We start from the raw sequence: 20,627 nt of genomic DNA, 5'->3' as shown, positions 1-20,627 counted from the left end.
AGACGAAAGGGCGCGCGAAACTTTAGGCTTAAACGAGAATGATTGTTATCTTTCTGTTAAAAGGCTCACGCTATTTAGCAACCACTTCAGAGGCGTCCGGCTTCTTTGGCTTGATCAGGCTGAAATCAATCAAGCCCTTTTTCTGGCCGATGTAAGGGTCACCAATCAGCAACGGGCGTGGCTTGAAGCTGTCGTTCACCAGGCTCTTGCTGCGGTCCCACTCATCGAAGCTCAGCCCGGCCAGGTCGGCCCAGGTGTGGATCAGCTGTGAACTGCTATAAGGGCGCTGCAAATCGCCGGCAAAGCTCCAGTCGTGGGTTTCACGCCACTTCGGCGAGGCGTAGGCCATGAACGGGATGGTATACATCGGCGCCGTCGGCTTGCCTTCGTTACGGCCCAAGGTGCTGTGGCCGGCCGAGTCGAACACGTCTTCGCCGTGGTCCGAGAGGTACAGCAGAAAGCCGTTCGGGTCGGTCTTGGCGTAATCCTTGATCAGGCTCGACACCACGAAATCGTTGTACAGCACCGCGTTGTCGTAGCTGTTGTAGGTTGGCAACTGATCGTCGCTGACACCGGCGGGTACGCCCTGGCGATCGGTGAACTTGTCGAAGGTCGGTGGGTAGCGGTACTGGTAGCTCATGTGAGTGCCCAGCAGGTGCACCACGATGAACTTGCGCTCGGCAGGTTCGGCCAGCGCCTTGGCGAACGGTGCCAGCACGTCGCCGTCGTATTGGCGGGCGTTCTGGTTGCGGTTGTTGTTGAGGTACACCTGCTCGTCAGCCTGCTCGGAAAAGGTGGTGAGCATGGTGTTGCGCTTGGTCATGGTCTGCTGGTTGGTGATCCAGTAGGTCTTGTAGCCGGCCTGTTTCATCACGCTGACGATCGACGGCGTCTTCAAGTACAGGTCCGGGTTTTCTTCGTCGGCAAACGTCAGCACCTGTTGCAGCGCTTCGATGGTGTAGGGGCGCGGGGTGATGACGTTGTCGAACACCGCCAACTGGTCGCGCAGCTTGTCCAGTTCCGGCGTGGTGTTACGCGGGTAGCCGTAGAGGCTCATGCGCTGACGGTTGGTGGATTCGCCGATCACCAGCACCAGGGTCGACGGTTGGTCGGCCATGGTGTCCTTGAGGTTCTTCAAGGGGGGAATCTTGCTGGCGCTGGTGAGCATGCCCTGCATGCTGTTGAGCTGTTCGGTGTAGCGGCGGTAGGCAACGATCATCTGCCATGGCACGGCAGGTTCGACGCGGCTTTCGAAACCGTCGATGGCCAGTTCCATGGTCGGGTTGGTCGCAATCTGCTTGACCAGCGGGTAACCGACCACCGCCAGCACAATCGCGGTGGCTGCCAGCAGCGCCTGGCCACGCGGCAGGTAAACCGGGCGCAGGCGGGTCCACAGGAAAATCGCCACGGCGGTATGGGCGATGAACGCCAGCACGATCCACCACGCGAAGTACTGGGTCGCGTATTCGCCCGCTTCAGAGATGTTCGACTCGAACATAATGAAGATGACGCTTTGTGAAAATTCTTGCTGGTAGATGAAGAAATAACCCAGGCTGGCCATCGAACAGGCCCACAGCACCACGCCGATCAAGCCCGCGAGCAAGCGCGTACGCTTTGGGAACAGCAGCATCGGCGCGAGCCAGAACGCACTCAGGAAGAAGGCTTGGCGAAAGCCACTGAAACCGGAGGTGCCGGTCAGTTGGATCAGGAGTTGGGTAATACCCGAGAAATACCAGAAAAACAGGAACAACCAGCCAAGACCGGCCCAATCAAAGCCTTTCGCAGACTTGGTGCTGCGTTTGAACATCGCCATCCAGTACTCCAACCCGATAATTGCTCAGTCGCTGCGCAGGAATGCACGCGACAGTGGGCCGCCGCGTGTGCGTGGCCCTATTCGGCGGGAGTATCGGGATGAGGATGTGAAAACTTTGTGAGTTATTTCTGAAGGCTTTGTTCAGCTTAGGTTCAGCAAAGTGCGGGCTGGGCGCCGGATGCCTGATTGAGCTGCGCTTGAAGGTGTGTGCGCAGGCGCAGGACTTCCTGCTGCAGTTGATCGCGCTCTTCTTTTAATTGGCGCAATTCATCACGACGGACGCTGACGTAGAGGGTCTGTGGCGGTCGGGTCATCTGTGCTGTGCTCATTGCTTACCTCGCAAATAGCCGGTAGATCGCGGTGCCGGAACGCTTCAGTCGAGGTTCTCGGCAACAGTCGGAAGCAATTCTGAATTCTTTTTTCGGTCAATGGAACTTTTTTATTTTTGGTGGTCGCTGTGACTTTTTCGGCGGTGATGCTGAAACGATGGCATTTTTTTGTCATGAAACTACACGGATCCGCTCTGGACTAACCCTCATTAGCCTCATTGCGCTATAAACTATGTCACACATTTATTGAGTAGTTAGGAGCATCAGCACATGCAACTGGGGATTATCGGACTAGGCCGCATGGGCGGTAACATTGCGCGGCGCCTGATGCTCAATGGGCATACCACCGTTGTATACGACCGTAACGAAGCATTCGTCAAAGGCTTGAGCGAGGAGGGCGCCACCGGCGTCGCCGACCTCAAGGCCCTGGTAGCCGGCCTGCAAAAGCCGCGCGCTGTTTGGGTGATGTTGCCGGCAGGCGCGCCCACCGAAGACACCATCAATACGCTCAGTGAGTTGCTCGAAGACGGTGACGTGATCATCGACGGCGGCAACACTATGTACAAAGATGACATCCGTCGTGCCAAGGCTCTGTCGGAAAAAGGCCTGCACTACGTCGACGTCGGCACCTCCGGCGGCGTCTGGGGTTTGGAGCGCGGCTACTGCATGATGATCGGCGGCGACGTCGAGACCGTGCAGCGCCTCGACCCGATTTTCGCCAGCCTGGCACCGGGCCTGGGCAGCATCCCGCGCACCAAGGACCGTTCGGCCTCTGCCGACAGCCGCGCCGAACACGGTTACATCCACGCAGGCCCAGCCGGTTCCGGGCACTTTGTGAAGATGATCCACAACGGCATCGAGTACGGGATGATGCAGGCCTTTGCTGAAGGCTTCGACATCCTCAAGACTAAAAACTCGGAGAACCTGCCGGAGCACGAGCGCTTCGATCTCAATGTTGCCGATATTGCCGAAGTCTGGCGCCGTGGCAGCGTGGTCTCGTCCTGGTTGCTGGACCTGACCGCCGACGCATTGGCCACCGACCCGAAACTGGACGGTTACTCCGGCTCCGTCGCCGACAGTGGCGAAGGTCGCTGGACCATCGAAGCTGCCATGGAGCAAGCCGTGCCGGTACCGGTGCTGTCCACCTCGTTGTTCGCCCGCTTCCGTTCCCGTCAGCAGAGCACCTACGGTGACAAAATGCTGTCTGCCATGCGCTTCGGCTTTGGTGGCCACGTGGAGACTTCCAAAAAATGACCGCTAACGGCAAGAAACCCAAGGCCGAACCCGCTCCACCCACTACCTTGTTTCTGTTTGGCGCCCATGGCGACCTGGTCAAGCGCCTGCTCATGCCGGCGCTGTACAACCTGAGTCGTGACGGGCTTTTGGGCGACGGCCTGCGCATTGTCGGCGTTGACCACAACGCCATCAGTGACGCCGATTTCGCCAAGAAACTCGAGGACTTCATTCGCACCGAGGCCGCCAGCAAGGTCCGGGGCAATGCCGAAAATGCCCTGGACCCCGAGCTGTGGGCGCAGTTGGCCAAAGGCATCAGCTACGTCGAGGGCGATTTCCTCGACGACAGCACCTACGCCGACATCGGCAAGAAGATCGCCGACAGCGGCACCGGTAACGCCGTGTTCTATTTGGCCACGGCACCGCGTTTCTTCGGTGAAGTGGCGCAGCGCCTGGGCAGTGCCGGTTTGCTTAACGAAACCGATGAAGGTTTCCGTCGTGTGGTGATCGAGAAACCGTTCGGGTCGGACCTTGCCACCGCTGAAGCGCTGAACGCGTGCCTGCTCAAGGTGATGAGCGAGAAGCAGATCTATCGCATCGACCATTACCTGGGTAAGGAGACGGTGCAGAACATCCTGATCAGCCGATTCTCCAACGTGCTCTTCGAAGCGTTCTGGAACAACCATTACATCGACCACGTGCAAATCACTGCGGCGGAAACCGTCGGTGTCGAGACTCGGGGTAATTTCTTCGAGAAAACCGGCACCCTGCGCGACATGGTCCCCAACCACCTGTTCCAGCTCCTGGCGATGGTAGCCATGGAGCCGCCGGCGGCGTTTGGCGCCGATGCAGTGCGCGGTGAAAAGGCCAAGGTCGTGGGGGCTATCCGCCCGTGGTCGTTGGAAGATGCACGCGCCAACTCGGTACGCGGCCAGTACAGCGCTGGCGAAATCGGCGGCAAGTCGTTGCCCGGTTATCGTGAAGAAGCCAACGTTGCGCCCGACAGCAGCACCGAGACGTTTGTCGCCCTCAAGGTGATGATCGACAACTGGCGTTGGGTCGGCGTGCCGTTCTACCTGCGTACTGGCAAGCGCATGAGCATCCGCGACACCGAAATCGTGATCTGCTTCAAGCACGCGCCGTATGCGCAGTTCCGCGACACGGACGTGGATGAGCTAAAGCCCACTTATCTAAAAATCCAGATCCAGCCAAACGAAGGCATGTGGTTCGACCTGTTGGCCAAAAAGCCCGGGCCGGCCCTGGAAATGGCCAATATCGAATTGGGTTTCGACTACAAGGACTTCTTCGAAATGCAGCCGTCGACCGGGTATGAAACCCTGATCTACGACTGCATGACCGGTGACCAGACCTTGTTCCAACGCGCCGACAACATTGAAAATGGCTGGCGTGCGGTGCAGCCGTTCCTGGATGCCTGGAAGCAGGATGACGCGATCCAGACCTACAAGGCCGGTGAAGACGGCCCGGCGGCCGCCGACGAGTTGCTGGCCCGCGATGGCCGCAGCTGGCATAGCCTCGGATGAGTGATGCAGCGATTCATCCCATCCAGTTGGTGCTCAGTGATGTAGACGGGACCTTGTTGCATCCTGACCACAGTCTTAGCCAGCGCACCGCCGATACGGTCCGAGCGTTGCGTGACGCCGGGGTGTTTTTCAGCCTGGCCAGCGGGCGCCCGCCCAAGGCCATGCTGCACCTTATCGAAACCTTCGGCATTGATGTGCCGGTCGCAGGTTTTAATGGCGGTACGTTGATCAACCCGGATGGCAGCATCCTGGTTGCCCATCATCTGCCGGCAGAAGCCGCGCTGGTGACCCTGGCGCTGTTTTCGGCCGAGCCGGACGTGGAAGTCTGGGTGTTCGCCGATGGCGATTGGCTGCGCCGTGACCCGCCTGGGCCGATGATGCAGCGCGAAGCCGATGGCCTGGGCTACGGGCCAGTGGTGGTGGAGAGTTTTGAGCCGTACCTGGACCGGGTCGACAAGATTGTCGCGGCGAGCAACAACACGCAGTTGTTGATCGAGCTGGAAGCGCAGTTGCAGCCCAAGGTGCAAGGGCTCGCACAGGTATCGCGGTCGCAGCCGGTGTACCTGGACGTCACGGCCATGCTCGCCAACAAAGGCGAGGCCTTGAAAACCCTGGCTGCGCACCTCGGCGTGCCGATGCAGCAAACGGCAGCTATCGGTGATGGCGGCAATGACCCGGCGATGTTTGCCGTGGCGGGTTTGTCGATCGCGATGGGGCAGGCGGAAGAAACCGTCAAGCGCCAAGCCAGTGTGGTCACCGGCAGCAATGTCGAGGACGGCGCAGCCGAAGCGATCGAGCGCTTTATTCTTGCGCCGCGATAAGTCGCTTAAGGTGTGATGCTCAACTTCCGATCATTGTCAGGCAATGATCGGAAGTGAGTGCCGCGTCTTACTTGGGCATGGCCCACGACAACAACTGATGGCCATCTTTGTCGAGTTCGGCACGCGCCTGCAACAACAAATCTTCCAGTTGAGCCGGATCGGTATAGGTACTCGATGACAGCTGTTTGCTGCCGATACGGGTATTGGTACGGTCGATGACGCTCAGGCTCAGGGCGCCATTGCCATCGTGCCAGGCCACGCACTGAAAGGGCTGGAAGGCACGGTCTGCAATCAAAAGAGCTTCGTTGATGCGCAGCGGGGCGTTCATGTGGGTCTTCTCTCTAAATGCCCAGTCAGTTAAGTCCCGTCGGTTGGGCGAGCCAGACGGTGAGTTACTTGTACTGATGCGCGATGGCAGGGTACGGGTCACATCTTAGAGCAAGAAATTTCAACTTTTCGTGATTGGCGTCATGTAAGCGGCTGTTTTGAAAGCGCATTGAGTGTGAGGTTGGTTGCTGATTTTTTTATCTGCAGCGACGCCGAGGTGGCTTTGTGCCCAGACTTATAGCGAAACGGTACAAAGGCCGCGTCAATAACTTGATAGTGTTAGTGACAGGCCGCACAAACCGTTGTTTATAAATAACTTTAACAATTTGGCGCCAAGGAATAGTTATGGTTGTTACACCTGTCCAGCGACGCTTGCTCGTAGTCGACCCGTGCGACGACTGCCACCAGCTATTGCCCGGTCTGCACGGTGCAGGGTGGGAAGTGGACAGCTGTGCGCTCGCCGCCGTAGGCGACAGGTCCTGTGATGTGGGGTTGTTGCGCCTGCAGCCGTATCACCTGGAGCGCCCTGAAGCGGTCAAGGAGTTGATCAGCCGCAGCGGCACCGAATGGATCGCCGTGCTCAGCCAGGACGTTTTACGCCTGCAAAATGTCGGCGATTTTGTCTGTGAATGGTTTTTTGACTTCCACACCCTGCCGTTTGATGTAGCCCGCGTGCAGGTCACGCTAGGGCGTGCATTCGGCATGGCGCGCTTGCGCGGCAAAGGCAACGCACTGATCGACGCCCAGGAACATGAACTGCTGGGCGACAGCCGGCCCATTCGTGAGCTGCGCAAATTACTCGCCAAGCTGGCCCCTACAGAGTCGCCCGTGCTGATTCGCGGCGACAGCGGCACCGGCAAAGAACTGGTGGCCAAGACCCTGCATCGCCAATCCCAGCGCCATGCCAAGCCCTTTGTCGCGATCAACTGCGGCGCGATTCCCGAGCACCTGATCCAGTCCGAACTGTTCGGCCATGAAAAAGGTGCGTTCACTGGCGCTCATCAGCGCAAGGTCGGGCGTATCGAGGCGGCCCACGGTGGCACGCTGTTTCTCGATGAGATTGGCGACCTGCCCATGGAACTGCAAGCCAACTTGCTGCGTTTCCTGCAGGAAAAGCAGATCGAGCGCGTCGGTGGCAGCCAGCCCATTCCGGTGGATGTGCGGGTGCTGGCGGCCACACACGTGGACCTGGAAGCGGCGGTTGAGAAGGGCACGTTTCGCGAAGACTTGTATTACCGGCTGAATGTCTTGCAGGTCATCACCGCGCCACTGCGCGAGCGGCATGGCGACGTGGCGATGCTGGCCAACCATTTCTCGCGCTTCTACAGCCAGGAAACCGGGCGCAGGCCGCGCAGCTTCAGCGAGGATGCACTGGTTGCCCTGGGCCAACACCCGTGGCCGGGCAATGTGCGCGAATTGGCGAACCGTGTGCGCCGTGGCCTGGTGCTGGCAGAAGGGCGCCAAATCGAAGCCGGTGACCTGGGGTTGCAGGGGCAGCAGGCAATTGCGCCGCCAATGGCTACACTGGAAGATTACAAGCACCGCGCTGAACGCCAGGCGTTGTGCGATGTGCTCAACCGGCACAGCGATAACCTGAGTATCGCGGCCCGCGTGCTCGGCGTGTCCCGGCCGACCTTCTACCGGTTGCTGCACAAACACCAGATCCGCTAGGGCGGGTAACCGAAAAGCCCCGCAACGACCCTTATCGTTGCGGGGCTTTTCCTTGATCGTTCCCCCGCTCAGCGTGGGAATGCCGCCAGGGACGCTCCGCGTCCCACTACCGCTAAAAGTAATACGGGAATTTCAGGCTGAACGTAAAGTCCGGCGCATCATCCGTCATCCCAATCGACAGGTTCGGCACGATGGTAAGGTTATCCGACGCCGCAATCGTCATGCCCACGTTGAAATACCCGGCGTTGGCATCGCTGGATACCACCGATTGCCAGTCCTGGCCGCTCTGCTTGACCTTGCTTTTGCGTTGCACCAGATCGGACACCGAGAACGACATGCTCATCTTCTCGTTGAGCGCGAAGGCCACCCCGACACCAAGCTGGAAGCTGTCACCCAGGCTGACTTTGCCAGGGATCTTCTGATTGAGGTTGGGGCTGATATCGCTGAACGAGTCTTCGAAGTTGTGGGTGTAGGAGAGCGAGCCGAACAGCACCGCCGGGTCGAAGGTCTTGACCAGGGAAATACCTGGCGTGACCGACCACACCCCGTTGCCGGTCGGCAGGCTTTCCGGCACGGCGAGGTTGTTGTTGCTCGCTTGCTCGATCAGCTTGATGCCATAGGGTTCCTTGCCGGTGGGTGCCTTGACCCGCAGCGACACCACCGCATCCGGCAGGCTGGCGCTCTCATCAAGGAACTTGTAGGCGATGCCGAAGTTGACATCACCAATGGTGGGGTCGCGGCTGACGGAGGCTTGCGACGTATTCTTGGCATCGCCGCCGGCACCACCGGATTGGTACGTCGCTTCGCGATACACCACCGGCACGTTGAGGTCGAACTGCCAACGGTTGTCCAGGTTGTAGCGGCCGGTGAGGTCCAGGGTCCAGCTGTCCGACTTGATCCGGTCCAGGTTGATATTGCCGAGGAAGATCGAGTCCAGTGCCAAAAAGCCGTTGAGAGACAATTGCCGCGCGTCGTAGCGGGCATAGGTGAGGCCGGTTTCAAAGCTGAACTTGCCATTGCCGAAAAAGCCGCTGGCCTCGTTGTACAAGTTGCTCACACTTTGGGCCGGGGCGGAATCGTCCTTCAGGCTTTGCCCGTAGGAACTGCTGCCGGCCGCACCACCGGACGCGGCGGCCGCGCCGACGCCAGCCACTGTCGTACCGCCTTTTTGGAAGTCGGCAGGTGATTTGGCCAGGCGTTTGGGCGCCGGTGTTGCGGGCTGATCTTCTACTTGTCTTACGCGTTGCTCCAGGACGGCCAGTGCTTTTTGCTGCACTTCATAACGTTGCTTGAGTTCCAGCAGTTCCTGTTTCAGTGTTTCGATATCGGCATCCGGCGCGGCATACAGCACTGATGCGGGCAGGAGCGTACTCAAACAAATCACGGCACGTAACGATAAAGATCGATGCATGAAATAAGCCGTCCCTTTCTAATGCGTAAGTGTCGAGGCTCAGCGTAGTTCAATAACCGGAGGGGCGTAGGCCTTTGAGTTGATCCAGGTTCAGGTTCTGCGTGATGTTGTTCAAACCGTTGTTGCCCATGACCACATTAAGTTGGGTCATGTTGTTCACGAAGTTGCTGTTGCCTTGAATAACCGTGCCTTGCAGCACATTGCCGGCACCGATTTGTTGCACCACATTGCCTTGATTGTTATTGGCCTGGAGGGCCATTTGCAGCCCGCCGTTTTTAGCCGTGACCGTGACCTGGCCGGCAGCTGTGCCACCAGTGATCGGCTGGCCGGCAATCAGTGCCTGGCCGGACTGCACGTAATTGGCCGGCGCCAGGCCGTTTTTCGTCACGTTGATATCCACGCCGTTGTTGGCCGTGTTGCCATCGCCGGCTGCGCGCACGCTTTGCGTCACACCCTGGCCGGTGCCAAGGCCGGCGCCACCGACGACGGTGCCCTTGCCGTCAGGCTGTTTGATCACCCCAGTGCCGTCGTTGCCGGTAATTTGCACGTAAAACTGCGGGGTGACGGTGGAGGCATTGACTTGCATGTTCGCGGTGCCGGTCACCGTCGCGCCGGCGGCGTTGGTCCAGGTGCTGCTCATCACAATGCCGAAGCTGATAATGCGCCCGGGCATCACATAGCGCCCGCGCAACTCGGCCATTTCCGCGTCCTTGAGCTCGATCGGCTTGAATGCCGAAGAAGCATAGGCAGGTGCTGCGGCTGCCAGGCACATGACCGTCAGCCAGCGTCGAGTGTTCATCGTTTGCTCCTGGAGCGTCCTGCTCCTTATTGCGCTTCTAGAAGAAGTCGCTCTGGATAAAACCGAAGTCCATCAATTCACTGTCGCGCACCGGACTGAACTCGTTGAACTGGTTCTTGGCCGTCAGCGGCGTGCGGGGCGTGAGCAGGGCGTTGGTCTTGTCGTAACCTTCACCGATCACCGCGAACACGATGCCGTTCCAGCCCTTGACGAAATCGTCCTTGGCATAGCGCTTGTTGCCCAGCACGGGGTCGCCGATATACACCCAGTCGTTGTCGGCCCGTTGCAGCACCACAAAGTGCTTGTAGCCGCGAATGTCCAGCAGCACCACCACCGGCACTTTCACGGTGACCAGCACTTCAGGCGTAATCCGGTAGCCCTTGGCGCGCATGTGGATGCTTTCCAGGTAGCGCTTCATGTCGAGCATCGAAAAGCCTTGGGTGCGCACCAGGTCCTGGTCGGCGTTGACCAGCATGCCCTTGATCACGTGGTCTTCATCCACGTCCATCCAATAGGCTTGGCGCAGGATGGTCGCCAGCGCGGCGGCGCCGCAGCTGAAATCGGTTTTCTGTTCCACCAGGTTGGCGAATTTGCGTTCGCGGATGCTTTCGACCTTCTTGTAGACCACTGCACCGTTAGGCATGACCACTGCCATTTGCGCTGCCCAGGTCGGGCTGGTGAGTGCAAGCACAAGCAAAGCAGCTGTGAGGCGCATGATCGTATGACCTGCTGGACACTGGAAATAAAAAGGGCCTTGTTGCCAAGGCCCGATCTGGATCAGAAGCGAGTGATTGCGACGTTGTTCTGACCTTGGTTGTTGCTGCCCGACAGAACGTTGGAGTTCGAGACCCCGGAGCTGTAGTTCATCGAGTTGTTCACGCTGGCGTTGTTAACCACCGGTTTGGTGCTGCCCCAGCCGTGGCCGCTGGCCAGGTTGAGGGTCAGGTTGCCCGACACATCCTGCACGCCAGTGACGGCTGCAGCACCGCTGTCGCCATTCCCCGAAGCAATTGCAACGCTGTTGCTGCCTTGGTTGGAGGTGCCCGATGCGGCGTTCAACTGAATCACGCCTGAAGCGTGGTTGCCGCTGTCGTTAAGGGATGCGTTGTTTTTAGTGCCGCTGTTGGCCACAAAGTTACCGGTGTTCGATTGGGCGGTGCCGGTGGTGGCGAACACGAAATCCGCATCCCCGGAAACGATGGCAACGTCGTTTTTGCCTTGGTTGTTGTCGCCGCTCAGCACGTTGCCGTTGGCCACGCCACTGATGTTGTTGTAGGAGTCATTAGCCGAGGCGTTGTTTTTGGTTTTGTCATTGAGCACCGCGTTGCCATGGTTGCTTTGACCGTCCAGTGTGGTCGCGGCAGCGGTGGTAGGCGCGTGATAACCGCCCGCTTGAGCAGCAACAGCCATGAGCGCAGCCAGAGCAAAAGCCAGTGGTTTAAGAGCCATTGAAGTTTTCATGGTGTATCTCCTTGCTTCTAATTAGTTGGTTAAGTGTTGGTACGGTCTAGCTATGGACTCAGCTCCATCAGTTGAGTCGTAAGTTCAGGGTGTTAGCCACTCGGTTCCCCACCCCGGCGCTCTGGTTGACCTGAACCACTCCACGGCTGCCGGTGAAGGCCTGGTCGCTGGTAACGACCTGGCGGCTGCCAGTGGTAGGGGTCAATCCTGAGTCGGTTGCAAGCGCAACGTTCTGTTGCGACATGACGCTGTCGTCGATGCTTTGCGGGCCAGCATTCACGCTGATGCGCACGGCATTGATCATCTGGTTCTGGGCCCCGGCGGACTGGTTGACACTCAGTGCACCGTTGCCATTACTGAAGGAGTTGCCCTGGATCGCCGCGTTGGCGTTCAGGGAGCGGTCGGCGGGCACGCCGCTGATTTTTTGCGTGACGGCGATGTTCGCCTGGGCGTTGTGGCCCACTGCGATGGCAACGTTGTTGCTCAGTTGCTGCTGGTCACCGGCAGCCTGGTTGATCGTCACCACACCGTTGTATTGCTGGCCCGAGTTATCAAGGGTTGCGTTGTTGCTGCTGTCGGCCATTGCGGCGGTGCAACCGAGGGCCGCAAGAAGCATCCATGAGCGGTTCATTTCATTGCCCCCCCGACCATGCCGCTGATGTTGTTCAGCGGCGCGAGGCCGCTGGAGATCGCGCCGTTGACCGTGCCAGCGATACTGCTGCCGCTGCTGCCGTGGCCGGCTGCACCCGCTGCGCCGAGGTTGTTGGCGCCACCGAGATTGTTCAGCCCGGGGATGCCGCCATTGGGCATGATGCTGCGCGTAATGCTTAAGCCACTGCTGATACCGGCGATGTCGTTGTCGCTGAGCTCATGGTTCATGGCGCGGTTGACTTGAGCCGACGGGTTGGCATTCACGGTGGTGGGGTAGGGATCCTGGCCGCGTGGGCGACCTATTGCATAAGGTTGAACCTGGCGTTCAACCACGATTACGCCATCACCTGCCGCGAGCACCGGAACGCTCACGCTGGCACTCAGTGCACAGCCGATCAGCAGGAGGCTCAGTGAGCCTGGATTGTGTGTGTCCATGGCAGTGTTCCTTATTCTCAACGCTGACCCTAAACAGCGTTGTCAGGAACAGAGCAGAACGTGTGCCGCTTTTTATTTATTGTTTGTATTCAGAGGGTTGAAGTTAAATCGAGGCAAAGTGCTGACGATGCTGTTTCATCGTTGAAACAGTCCCGCCATCAAGGGGCATGCCCGGCCCCGCCTCAAGGCTGTCTCAGCGATGAAACACTGCGCATGACAAACTCATGAATGCGCACCCGGCGGGCGATTCAGGCGAGGGAGGTGTTTCAAAAATGGACACTTTGGGCGCGAGCGAACCCACTGTTGCAGGCAGGCTCAGCCCTTGGGCGTTTTACGCGGGATGGAATTGAGTACCGGGTTGCCGTCCTGGTTCTGGGTCAGGTAGACCGGCAGCACCTTGGGCAGGGAAGGCACGAGGTTGTTGACCTCATTGATGTTGTAGATGCCGCCGATGCGAATCGCGCCGGTGCTGGCATCTGCCAGCATCACCGGTTTGCTCAGGTAGCGGTTGATCAACGGCAACGCGTCGGTCAAGGCCAGGTTGTCGAGTACCAGTTTGCCCTGGCGCCAGGCCAGGGCCGAGTCATTGGGGTTAATCGCAGCGACTTGCGGGGTGGCATCGCCCAGGTTGTAACTGGCCTGCATGCCTGGGGTCAGGGGCACGCTGGCGTGCTGCTTGTCGCTGGAAATCTGCACCGAGCCTTCCAGCAACATCACCCGCACCTGGTCTTCGTATTTCCAGACGTTGAACTGAGTGCCGGTGACCCGAACCTGGCCTTCGCCCGCCATGACGATAAACGGGTGAAGGCTGTCATGGCTGACCTTGAAAAACGCTTCGCCCTTGTTCAAGGTCACGCGGCGTTGGTCCTTGTAACGGCTGTAGACCAACTCGGTGCCCAGGTTCAATTCAACCTGGCTGCCGTCGCCGAGGGTGACCTTGCGCAAGCCAGTACCGGCTTCGAAATGCTCATAGGAGCTGGGCAACCAGCCCGCTTCCCAGCCGGTAAAGGCGGCCAGCGGCAGGGCGGCGAGGCATATCGCGGCGGCCACCGCGTAAGTGCGCAAGCGGTTGCGCGGTTTGAACGGCAGCACCACCGCAACAGGCTCACTGCGCGGCAGGTGGTCGGCCACGTCCCAGATTTCCAGCATGGCCGCATACTCAAAGGCATGCAGCGGATGGGCGTCGTGCCATTGTTCAAAAGCCCGACGTTCGCCCGCCGTGCAATCACTGGCGTGCAGGCGCATGCACCAATGCGCGGCGGCATCGGTGATCGCGTCATATTCGTCTTCTGAAAGGGGCTGTTGAGTCATTAAACCGTCCTGATTTCCAACATTCTAACCTCCCGAGGCGGATGACGAGAACAGCCGTCATGGCGATTGCACATCAATTGGAACTTATTCTCGTTTGTAAACATCAGAAAACACAGGACACGAGTCCGTCATTCCCACAATGGAGAACGAATATGTTGAAGAAAACCTTAGTCGCCCTGTGTGCAACCACCGCGCTGCTCAGCGCCGGCGCCGCCCTGGCCGATAAGCCGGGTGCGGGCTGGATCACCATCGAAAAGGCCATTGAAACCGCCAAGACCAAGGCCGGCTATATCGAGGTCTACAGCGCCGAAGCCGATGACAACGGTTACTGGGAAGTCAAAGGGCGCAAGTCCGATGGCATCGTGTATGAAGCGCGTATCGATGGCGCTTCCGGCAACGTTTTGCGCGACCAGAAAGACTGACCCTCCCCGCCGGGGGCTTACGCCCCCGCATCCAGCATGCGACCCAGTTCCATAATCAGGTAAGTCAAGGAGTCGGCATTGGTCAGGATGGTGTTGAAACGCTTGTCGGCATCGCTCATGAATGCCGCACGGGCGTCTGCGAGAGTCTTGGCCCCAGTGAGGTTGAGGGTTTTTTTCCGAAGATCTTCAGTTGAGGTGCCAGGCCCGTAGTCCTCCCATGTCGCCGTGTAATCATCCCAGGCTTTGAACAGCATGTCGGCAGGCGTCAGCGTGGACAGTGCGTACTTGCGCAAGTCTTCCAGCTCGGTTTTCAGCGCTTGAGAGCCGCGTTTGGCCGTATCAATCAGGTCGGCGAAGGGGCGAACGGTGTCAAGGTAGGCGATGTCTTCGGTGTCGAGCTTCACGTGCGTCAATTCGTGGATCAGAACGCTGGCCCTCGCATGGGCCGAGATGTCGAACGGAGAATTCAAGCGGCCACGGTAGGCATTCATGTTCGGATAGAAAAACCGCTCGAGCAAATAAATCCTGCGTTCTGGGTCACCGACAATAGTAAAAGCGTATTGAGTGTCCATATCTGCTCGGCTGATACCACTGACAAACCGCGTTGAATCGCAGCGGGTCAAGCTCGAATCGCACAGCTCCTCCAGCATCCCATGGACAACGCTCGTGAGCCTGTCCACTTGAACAGCGCTCAAGCTGAAGACGCCGAACATCTCGCCCAAAAACACGCCTATACGGCTATTGGGGTCGCGTTGTGCTGAGAACAGCACAAGGTTGCGATGACAATTGTTGGCGTAATAAGTCGCAATATTCAACGCTTCATTGATCACTTGGGCTTGCCAGCTCGACAGTCCGGCAATTTCCAAAATACCTCTTGCTTCGATATTGATCGCGTTCTGTTCGTCGCTGCGTGTCCTCATGCGCGACAGGGTTTTGCCGAAACGTGGAGTGTGGTGGTTGAGGTCCAATACCCATTTGCCCTGTTGGTTTGGGCCTGCAAAAGGGCCTTTCAGGTGATCTTTTTCCAAACGCCAATGTTTTGCGGTTTTCTTGACCGCATACACTTTGCCTGCAAGGGGTACATAGTTTTTCAATGTTGTCTTGTCCGTGTAAACATGGCTGGAAGCGTTAAGCTCCAAGTCGGTCAATGCAACATCGTGATCCTCCAAAGGCTGCAGCCGCGTGCGTGAAGGGGCAGTGACGCGCAGAGAGGACAATTGCGTGGCGGTGGGCAGGGTTTCATCTGACAAGTCGGCTTCGGACACTTCTGTCTCGTTGGGCGGCGGCGCTTCGGTGCCCTCAAGCTCGCCGCGCAGCGCAGCCATTTGCGCCACGCCTTTGATGAAGTCCTTCAGAGCGGCTTTCCATTGGTGCAACTGCAATGCGTCGGCTGAGCGCTTGAACAGCACGTAGCTGCGCCACACCATCAGCGGGTACGAGAGCTTTCCGGCCATGAACTGCACAGCCTGAGGAATGCCCTCGCCCAGCAGGTGCGTGATTCGGTCCCAGAGTGACTTGGCGCCTTCCTCGAACTGGCTGGCCAGCATCTTGAGCAATATCAAGGTGTTGTCATTGAACAGGAGGTGCAGGGCGTTGCCGGTGACCGCGGTGAAGGCCAGCCGGATGTCGAGGGGACGATGCCGGTTGTTTTGCAACAAGTTTCGGTACGTAGCCTGATGAGGCGCCTCCAGGTGCCGGATGATTGAATCCTGAAGCTCTCCCGGCCTGCCCACCTCATCCAGCAAGGCTTGCTCGCTCTCGTACTCCTTAAGCACATGGCTGTCGGTATAAGGCGCAAACATCACCACCGGGCCAGCACTGCCGGCTGCTGGGCCCAGCAGGTACATGCCCAGCACCTTGGCAGGCGTAGCCCCTTCGGTTGCAATCAGCTCCAAGGGCCGAAACGTGGCCGCTGCACTGTCCAGCGCCGCTCGCGCCACGGCGTCGGGCATGTCGAACACCTGTTGCACGCTACTCAGCGCCTGCGCTGTCAGCCGTTCTTGTAGCCTTTGCTCATGGGCGTACTGCAACGTCTGCCAGGGCAATTGTTGGCAAAACAAGCGCCGACGTTTGCGCCCCTCATCCGTTTTGGGGGCCAGCCGGCTTTGCAGCAGCTTCTGGTAGACGCTTTTCAGATCGAGTTGGCGGACCATTTGCACCACGGCGCTGGCATCCAGTGAAGCGGGCAGGGCAGTGGCGGTCCGTGAGCGGGGGCGAATGTTTTCGGCGTCCAGGTTCGGCCAATGGCGCAAGGCAAAATCGGTCAGGCTGTCGACATGCACGTCGAGGGCCTGGTGCACCGGAATCAGCACGTTATCGGGGTCCAGAGTCTGTCCGGGAAAGCGCGCCTTAAGCAAGGCCAGTAGGGCCGTTTGCGTATGCGTGCGCAGTGAGGTGATGCCGTGCAGGTAGTCTTCTGCGTCCGGGGCGCTGTTGTGATACTGCTCGAGCAGTTCGGCCTGATGGATCTGATCCTTGGCAGTCGCCGTGCCCAACCAGACCGGCAGGGCCTGTTGATGGGCCATGGCACTCGCCACCGCCAGGGCCCGCGTAAGGTTGGTGGGTGCAGATTGCTCCAAGGCCGCGTCAATACAGTCTTGCAGGGCGGGAGCGGGCAACTTCATCGAAATCAATTGATCGATACTGTGCATGACATGGTCGCCGTAGGTTTTCAGGCGGTTGTCCAGCACGTTGTCGTCAATGCGTTGCAACTGGCCCAACTGATAAACCTGGTGTGGCGTACGGAATGAAAGCGTCAGGTTTTCCAGCAGAGGCAAGCACTTGATCGGGTGCTGCAGGCGCTGTGTTATCTCCTCGCGCAAAGCTTGCACCGAAGCGAACACTTCATACCCGCGCCGGGGCGTCCAGAGCACGGCCTGGCCCGAGCGCTGCGGGTCGATACCACCGCGCTCGGTCAGTACAAACAGGTTGGCCAGGGTGTGGGCGGTATCGGATGTGCCCAGGTTCAGTGTCAAGGCGTAGGCATCTGGCAGGAATCCGTTCAGCGCGTGTCGGGTCAAGCGTACAAGGCTGTCGGTGCGTAGCAGAGTATCAACCACCGCCTCGCTGTCAGGTGACAGTGTTTTACCCAACAGCCTCAGTTTGGCCTCACTGCGCAAGCCAAGCAACATCACGTGCGCGTGTTTTTTACTCATATTGCTGAGGAATAGAAGTGGAAGCTGGCGCATTTCGTGGTTGGCAAATACCTTCAACACTTGTTCATTGATCATGTTGAAGGCGCTCAGGGTCATGCTGGGCAACTTCAGGGCCAGATGGGGTTCGAGCTGCTGGTAAAACCCGGTGGTGCTAATGTCGGGGACGTTCGAAGTTTCACCGCTCAGGCGCTTGATGAAGTGGTCAACCATGCTCACGGACGTCAATGACGGGCGTTCTTCGCGCTCCTGGGCACGGGTTGGGTAGGTGTTGATATAGACCTCCTCTGCCTTGAGCGGCAGGCGCTGTGCTTGCAGTTCTGCATTCAAGGCGAGGGCGGCCATTGAGCGTAAAGTCGGGTGTTGTTTACGCTCGGTTGCCAGTGCTTCTTCGGCGGCGCGCAGGCGCTGCAGGTGCAGTTTTGCGCGTTCGGCCTGTACCGTCGACGGCCGATCGTTACCGCTGGAGACGGGGTGCATCGTCCAGCGCCCGGCGGTTTCCAGTGCCGCCAGGCGACTGTCCAGCATCGTGCGAATATCCAAGGCGCAATCGAGCAACGCCTCCAGGTTTACCTGGCCATCACTGCGCCGGAAGAGGTCCAGTGCGTGGTTCATATTGCTGATCTGCTTGGTGGCCGCAATGTCTTCGAGCATGCCGGAAAAAACGTTGCCCTGAACCGGCTGGGCGGCGATGTCTATCCGGTTCAGGCCAATAAAGGTGTCGCGCTCATCCAGCGACAGAAAATTGAGCAACTCATCCTCGTAGCCTGCGGCCTTGAGCATGCTCTGTAACGTATCTTTGAGCGCCTGCATGTCCTGGAGTACCTGCACCCCACGCGACTGCGTGTACAGATAGGCGTGGGTCTCGCTGATCAACAGCGTGCTGGCCAGCTCAACATAGTGCTGATAAGGCGCATGCAGGCGTACTTTTTCCACGCTTAGTTTCCTGGCGTGAGCATTACGGGCGCGCTGGTCTGGCAGGAACAGGGCCTGAAGGGTGTGGCTTTCGTCGGCGCTGAGGATTTGCTCCTGGCGCTTGAGCAAGACGTCCAGACGAAATTTATCCGCCATCACCTGGCTAAAGAGTTCCAGGCGTGAGGTTTCATTGCCGATGTCTTCGTTCCAATAGGTTTTCAGCAGGCTGTCCAGCAGTTTCGAGAGGCTACCGGAGGTTTCCTTGATCAGGGTTTCCCAATACTGCTGATCGTGTTCAAGATCGGCCGGGGCCAAGGTGTGGGTGATGTGTTTGGGGTTGAAGTATTCACGGATCTGATCCTTGGGCCAGGCATGATTCACATAAAACTGCAGCAACGCCTCGCTCAGCGGAAGGGAATTGGCCCAGCGTCGCTGACCGCCCGCCGGGTCCTGGATAAAGAAATCTACCCGTGTATCGCGTTGATCCAGGTTGGGGAAATTCGAGCGCGCCATGATGCCGAGCAGCGTGTCGAGCATGCCGTACAACGTGGGGGTCTTTTGCAGGTGCTCAAGTACGGCGCGCACGTTGTCTTGCTGGCAGGCCTCAAGGGCTTGCTCCTGGTCTTGCATGACGGCGCCTTCGACAACCGTGGTGGTCAGTGTCAGGGGCGTGCCGACGGGTAAGGCGTTGCGCTGCGCAATCGACAGAAAGCTCATCAGTTCGACACGCTGCACCGTATCCGCCAATTGCTCGGCGAAATCGACAAGCAGGCTGGCATGGTCGTCAAACACCTGAATACCGCCATAAGGCGTGTAGAGCAGTGCTTTGCCGGCGTCCGGGGTGGGGCTCATCACAAAGGCGCCGGCCAGTGGAAAGGGCGCCTGGCCCGACACATTGATCATCAGCCTTTCGACACTCATGGGGTAGGTTTGCCGTTCGGGGTCCTTACGCGCGGCATCGCTGGCTTGATACACCGTATGCAGCCAATCAAGGTCTTTGACGGTCAGCCCCAGCGCACGCTCGCGTGCGCTCGGCGAGTTTCTTTTAATCGGCAGTAAAAATTCGTCAAAAAAATACGCCGGGGTAACACCAGTCATGGGCTTGCTCCAATGGGCAGGGGAATGACAGGCTAAGGACACATGAGGTGCGGGCGGGGGTAACTATTGAGGCCCGTCGCAAGTTGACAGCAGGCACAGTGCGTGGTGTTTAATCGGGCACTTGAATGTCCATTCGTTGCCCCTCCTAATCATAAAAACGGAGCTTCAAATGTCTGCGCAGTCTCCGACAGTTGCCAAGGCTTCAACCGCAATCGGCTTCACCGAGTTAGTCGCTCTGCTGCAACAGGTCTTTGTGCGGCACGGCACATCCGCGCAGGTGGCGGCGATCCTTGCGCACAACTGCGCCAGCGCCGAACGTGACGGCGCCCATAGTCACGGCGTGTTCCGCATTCCGGGGTATGTATCGACGCTCAACAGCGGCTGGGTCAATGGCAAGGCTGTGCCGGTGGTCGAGGATGTGGCCGCAGGCTTTGTACGTGTGGATGCCGATAACGGGTTTGCCCAACCGGCACTCGACGCCGCGCGCTCGCTGTTGGTAGAGAAGGCGCGCAGCGCCGGGATCGCGTTACTGGCGATTCGCAATTCTCATCACTTTGCGGCGTTATGGCCCGATGTCGAGCCCTTTGCCGAAGAAGGCCTGGTGGCCTTGAGCGTGGTCAACAGCATGACCTGCGTGGTGCCCCACGGTGCGGATCGCCCCTTGTTCGGCACCAACCCCATTGCCTTTGCCGCGCCGCGTGCCGATGGGCCGCCCATCGTATTTGACCTGGCTACCAGCGCGATTGCCCATGGCGACGTGCAAATCGCGGCGCGCAAGGGCGAGCGCCTGCCACCGGGAATGGGCGTGGACAGCCTGGGCCAACCGACCCAGGACCCCAAAGCCATTCTTGAGGGCGGCGCGCTGTTGCCGTTTGGCGGCCATAAAGGCTCGGCGCTGTCGATGATGGTCGAGTTGCTCGCGGCGGCGCTCACGGGCGGTAATTTTTCGTTCGAGTTCAATTGGGCCGATCATCCCGGTGCGCGAACACCCTGGACCGGCCAATTGCTGATCGTGATTGACCCGAGCAAAACCGCCGGGCAAGGCTTTGCCGAGCGCAGCCAGGAACTGGTGCGGCAGATGCATGCGGCGGGGTTGCGACGGTTGCCGGGGGATCGGCGCCATCGCACGCGGGCAAAGTCGCAGGAAACCGGCATCGAGATCGATACGCAGGAACTCAAACAGTTACAGGCATTGGCCGAAGGGTAAAAGAAAAGGCTGCGCCAGTGGCGCAGCCTT

General features: G+C 58.9%; 17 protein-coding genes. 6 read left to right on the top strand and 11 right to left on the bottom strand.

Going from position 1 to position 20,627, the window contains the following annotated elements:
- Window positions 1–70: 70 nt before the first annotated feature.
- Window positions 71–1,813 carry a phosphoethanolamine transferase CptA gene (locus tag PSH96_RS15920; RefSeq protein WP_305453816.1) on the bottom strand — a complete coding sequence of 581 codons (1,743 nt, stop codon included), beginning with the start codon at window positions 1,811–1,813 and terminating at the stop codon, window positions 71–73.
- Window positions 1,814–1,965: 152 nt separating this feature from the next.
- The gene (locus PSH96_RS15915; RefSeq protein ID WP_305453815.1) at window positions 1,966–2,127 is read right to left on the bottom strand and encodes a DUF6026 family protein; all 162 of its coding nucleotides are present in this window, start codon (window positions 2,125–2,127) and stop codon (window positions 1,966–1,968) included.
- A gap of 285 nt (window positions 2,128–2,412) precedes the next feature.
- Here PSH96_RS15915 and gnd point away from each other — a divergent pair, with 285 nt between their 5' ends.
- From gnd to PSH96_RS15900, 3 genes are read left to right on the top strand one after another with little or no spacing between them, the layout of a single operon-like run.
- A complete protein-coding gene (gnd, locus tag PSH96_RS15910) occupies window positions 2,413–3,396 on the top strand; it encodes a phosphogluconate dehydrogenase (NAD(+)-dependent, decarboxylating) (protein ID WP_017138121.1) in 984 nt (327 codons plus the stop codon).
- On the top strand, window positions 3,393–4,916 hold the full coding sequence (gene zwf, locus PSH96_RS15905; RefSeq protein ID WP_305453814.1) for a glucose-6-phosphate dehydrogenase: 1,524 nt from the start codon (window positions 3,393–3,395) through the stop codon (window positions 4,914–4,916). The genes gnd and zwf overlap by 4 nt, the downstream gene beginning before the upstream one ends.
- The gene (locus tag PSH96_RS15900; protein ID WP_056860296.1) at window positions 4,913–5,737 is read left to right on the top strand and encodes a Cof-type HAD-IIB family hydrolase; all 825 of its coding nucleotides are present in this window, start codon (window positions 4,913–4,915) and stop codon (window positions 5,735–5,737) included. Before zwf ends, PSH96_RS15900 begins: the two co-directional genes overlap by 4 nt.
- Window positions 5,738–5,804: 67 nt before the next feature.
- Here PSH96_RS15900 and PSH96_RS15895 read toward each other — a convergent pair whose 3' ends face one another.
- Window positions 5,805–6,065 (bottom strand): hypothetical protein, encoded by a 261-nt coding sequence (locus tag PSH96_RS15895; protein WP_056860295.1) that lies wholly within the window; start codon window positions 6,063–6,065, stop codon window positions 5,805–5,807.
- Window positions 6,066–6,409: 344 nt separating this feature from the next.
- On the opposite strand from PSH96_RS15895, the gene PSH96_RS15890 reads away from it, so the two are divergent.
- Window positions 6,410–7,735, top strand: a complete 1,326-nt coding sequence (locus tag PSH96_RS15890; protein ID WP_305453813.1) for a sigma-54 dependent transcriptional regulator — start codon at window positions 6,410–6,412, stop codon at window positions 7,733–7,735.
- 112 nt (window positions 7,736–7,847) lie between these two features.
- On the opposite strand, the gene PSH96_RS15885 is transcribed toward PSH96_RS15890, so the two are convergent.
- The 7 genes from PSH96_RS15885 to PSH96_RS15855 all read right to left on the bottom strand — a co-directional run bounded on the left by PSH96_RS15885 (window position 7,848) and on the right by PSH96_RS15855 (window position 13,803).
- On the bottom strand, window positions 7,848–9,146 hold the full coding sequence (locus tag PSH96_RS15885) for a hypothetical protein (protein ID WP_305453812.1): 1,299 nt from the start codon (window positions 9,144–9,146) through the stop codon (window positions 7,848–7,850).
- A gap of 49 nt (window positions 9,147–9,195) precedes the next feature.
- Entirely contained in the window at window positions 9,196–9,945 is a 750-nt protein-coding gene (locus PSH96_RS15880) for a hypothetical protein (protein ID WP_236373223.1), read from the bottom strand.
- Between the two features lie 37 nt (window positions 9,946–9,982).
- Window positions 9,983–10,660 (bottom strand): C39 family peptidase, encoded by a 678-nt coding sequence (locus tag PSH96_RS15875; RefSeq protein ID WP_305453811.1) that lies wholly within the window; start codon window positions 10,658–10,660, stop codon window positions 9,983–9,985.
- A 62-nt stretch (window positions 10,661–10,722) separates the two neighbouring features.
- A complete protein-coding gene (locus tag PSH96_RS15870) occupies window positions 10,723–11,406 on the bottom strand; it encodes a hypothetical protein (protein WP_056860290.1) in 684 nt (227 codons plus the stop codon).
- A gap of 67 nt (window positions 11,407–11,473) precedes the next feature.
- Window positions 11,474–12,037 carry an adhesin gene (locus PSH96_RS15865; protein WP_305453809.1) on the bottom strand — a complete coding sequence of 188 codons (564 nt, stop codon included), beginning with the start codon at window positions 12,035–12,037 and terminating at the stop codon, window positions 11,474–11,476.
- Window positions 12,034–12,492, bottom strand: a complete 459-nt coding sequence (locus PSH96_RS15860; protein WP_305453808.1) for a hypothetical protein — start codon at window positions 12,490–12,492, stop codon at window positions 12,034–12,036. The genes PSH96_RS15865 and PSH96_RS15860 overlap by 4 nt, the downstream gene beginning before the upstream one ends.
- A 315-nt stretch (window positions 12,493–12,807) precedes the next feature.
- The gene (locus tag PSH96_RS15855) at window positions 12,808–13,803 is read right to left on the bottom strand and encodes a FecR family protein (protein ID WP_305453807.1); all 996 of its coding nucleotides are present in this window, start codon (window positions 13,801–13,803) and stop codon (window positions 12,808–12,810) included.
- A 152-nt stretch (window positions 13,804–13,955) separates the two neighbouring features.
- Between PSH96_RS15855 and PSH96_RS15850 the strand changes: the two genes are divergently transcribed.
- Window positions 13,956–14,225, top strand: coding sequence for a PepSY domain-containing protein (locus PSH96_RS15850; RefSeq protein WP_138815173.1), 270 nt, complete (start codon window positions 13,956–13,958; stop codon window positions 14,223–14,225).
- A 17-nt stretch (window positions 14,226–14,242) separates the two neighbouring features.
- Here PSH96_RS15850 and PSH96_RS15845 read toward each other — a convergent pair whose 3' ends face one another.
- Window positions 14,243–19,390 carry a dermonecrotic toxin domain-containing protein gene (locus PSH96_RS15845; protein WP_305453806.1) on the bottom strand — a complete coding sequence of 1,716 codons (5,148 nt, stop codon included), beginning with the start codon at window positions 19,388–19,390 and terminating at the stop codon, window positions 14,243–14,245.
- A gap of 169 nt (window positions 19,391–19,559) precedes the next feature.
- On the opposite strand from PSH96_RS15845, the gene PSH96_RS15840 reads away from it, so the two are divergent.
- Window positions 19,560–20,597 (top strand): Ldh family oxidoreductase, encoded by a 1,038-nt coding sequence (locus PSH96_RS15840; protein WP_305453805.1) that lies wholly within the window; start codon window positions 19,560–19,562, stop codon window positions 20,595–20,597.
- The last annotated feature ends 30 nt before the right edge of the window (window positions 20,598–20,627 follow it).

The sequence above is a fragment of the Pseudomonas sp. FP2338 genome (assembly GCF_030687515.1).
Taxonomy (GTDB): domain Bacteria; phylum Pseudomonadota; class Gammaproteobacteria; order Pseudomonadales; family Pseudomonadaceae; genus Aquipseudomonas; species Aquipseudomonas salomonii.
Note: the sequence above shows the minus strand (reverse complement) of the source record. Positions and strands in the feature narration are given on the sequence as shown.

Coding starts and splice junctions, on each gene's coding strand:
- PSH96_RS15920 (WP_305453816.1), bottom strand. CDS start 1,813: ATGGCGATGTTCAAACGCAGCACCAAGTCTGCGAAAGGCTTTGATTGG.
- PSH96_RS15915 (WP_305453815.1), bottom strand. CDS start 2,127: ATGACCCGACCGCCACAGACCCTCTACGTCAGCGTCCGTCGTGATGAA.
- gnd (WP_017138121.1), top strand. CDS start 2,413: ATGCAACTGGGGATTATCGGACTAGGCCGCATGGGCGGTAACATTGCG.
- zwf (WP_305453814.1), top strand. CDS start 3,393: ATGACCGCTAACGGCAAGAAACCCAAGGCCGAACCCGCTCCACCCACT.
- PSH96_RS15900 (WP_056860296.1), top strand. CDS start 4,913: ATGAGTGATGCAGCGATTCATCCCATCCAGTTGGTGCTCAGTGATGTA.
- PSH96_RS15895 (WP_056860295.1), bottom strand. CDS start 6,065: ATGAACGCCCCGCTGCGCATCAACGAAGCTCTTTTGATTGCAGACCGT.
- PSH96_RS15890 (WP_305453813.1), top strand. CDS start 6,410: ATGGTTGTTACACCTGTCCAGCGACGCTTGCTCGTAGTCGACCCGTGC.
- PSH96_RS15885 (WP_305453812.1), bottom strand. CDS start 9,146: ATGCATCGATCTTTATCGTTACGTGCCGTGATTTGTTTGAGTACGCTC.
- PSH96_RS15880 (WP_236373223.1), bottom strand. CDS start 9,945: ATGAACACTCGACGCTGGCTGACGGTCATGTGCCTGGCAGCCGCAGCA.
- PSH96_RS15875 (WP_305453811.1), bottom strand. CDS start 10,660: ATGCGCCTCACAGCTGCTTTGCTTGTGCTTGCACTCACCAGCCCGACC.
- PSH96_RS15870 (WP_056860290.1), bottom strand. CDS start 11,406: ATGAAAACTTCAATGGCTCTTAAACCACTGGCTTTTGCTCTGGCTGCG.
- PSH96_RS15865 (WP_305453809.1), bottom strand. CDS start 12,037: ATGAACCGCTCATGGATGCTTCTTGCGGCCCTCGGTTGCACCGCCGCA.
- PSH96_RS15860 (WP_305453808.1), bottom strand. CDS start 12,492: ATGGACACACACAATCCAGGCTCACTGAGCCTCCTGCTGATCGGCTGT.
- PSH96_RS15855 (WP_305453807.1), bottom strand. CDS start 13,803: ATGACTCAACAGCCCCTTTCAGAAGACGAATATGACGCGATCACCGAT.
- PSH96_RS15850 (WP_138815173.1), top strand. CDS start 13,956: ATGTTGAAGAAAACCTTAGTCGCCCTGTGTGCAACCACCGCGCTGCTC.
- PSH96_RS15845 (WP_305453806.1), bottom strand. CDS start 19,390: ATGACTGGTGTTACCCCGGCGTATTTTTTTGACGAATTTTTACTGCCG.
- PSH96_RS15840 (WP_305453805.1), top strand. CDS start 19,560: ATGTCTGCGCAGTCTCCGACAGTTGCCAAGGCTTCAACCGCAATCGGC.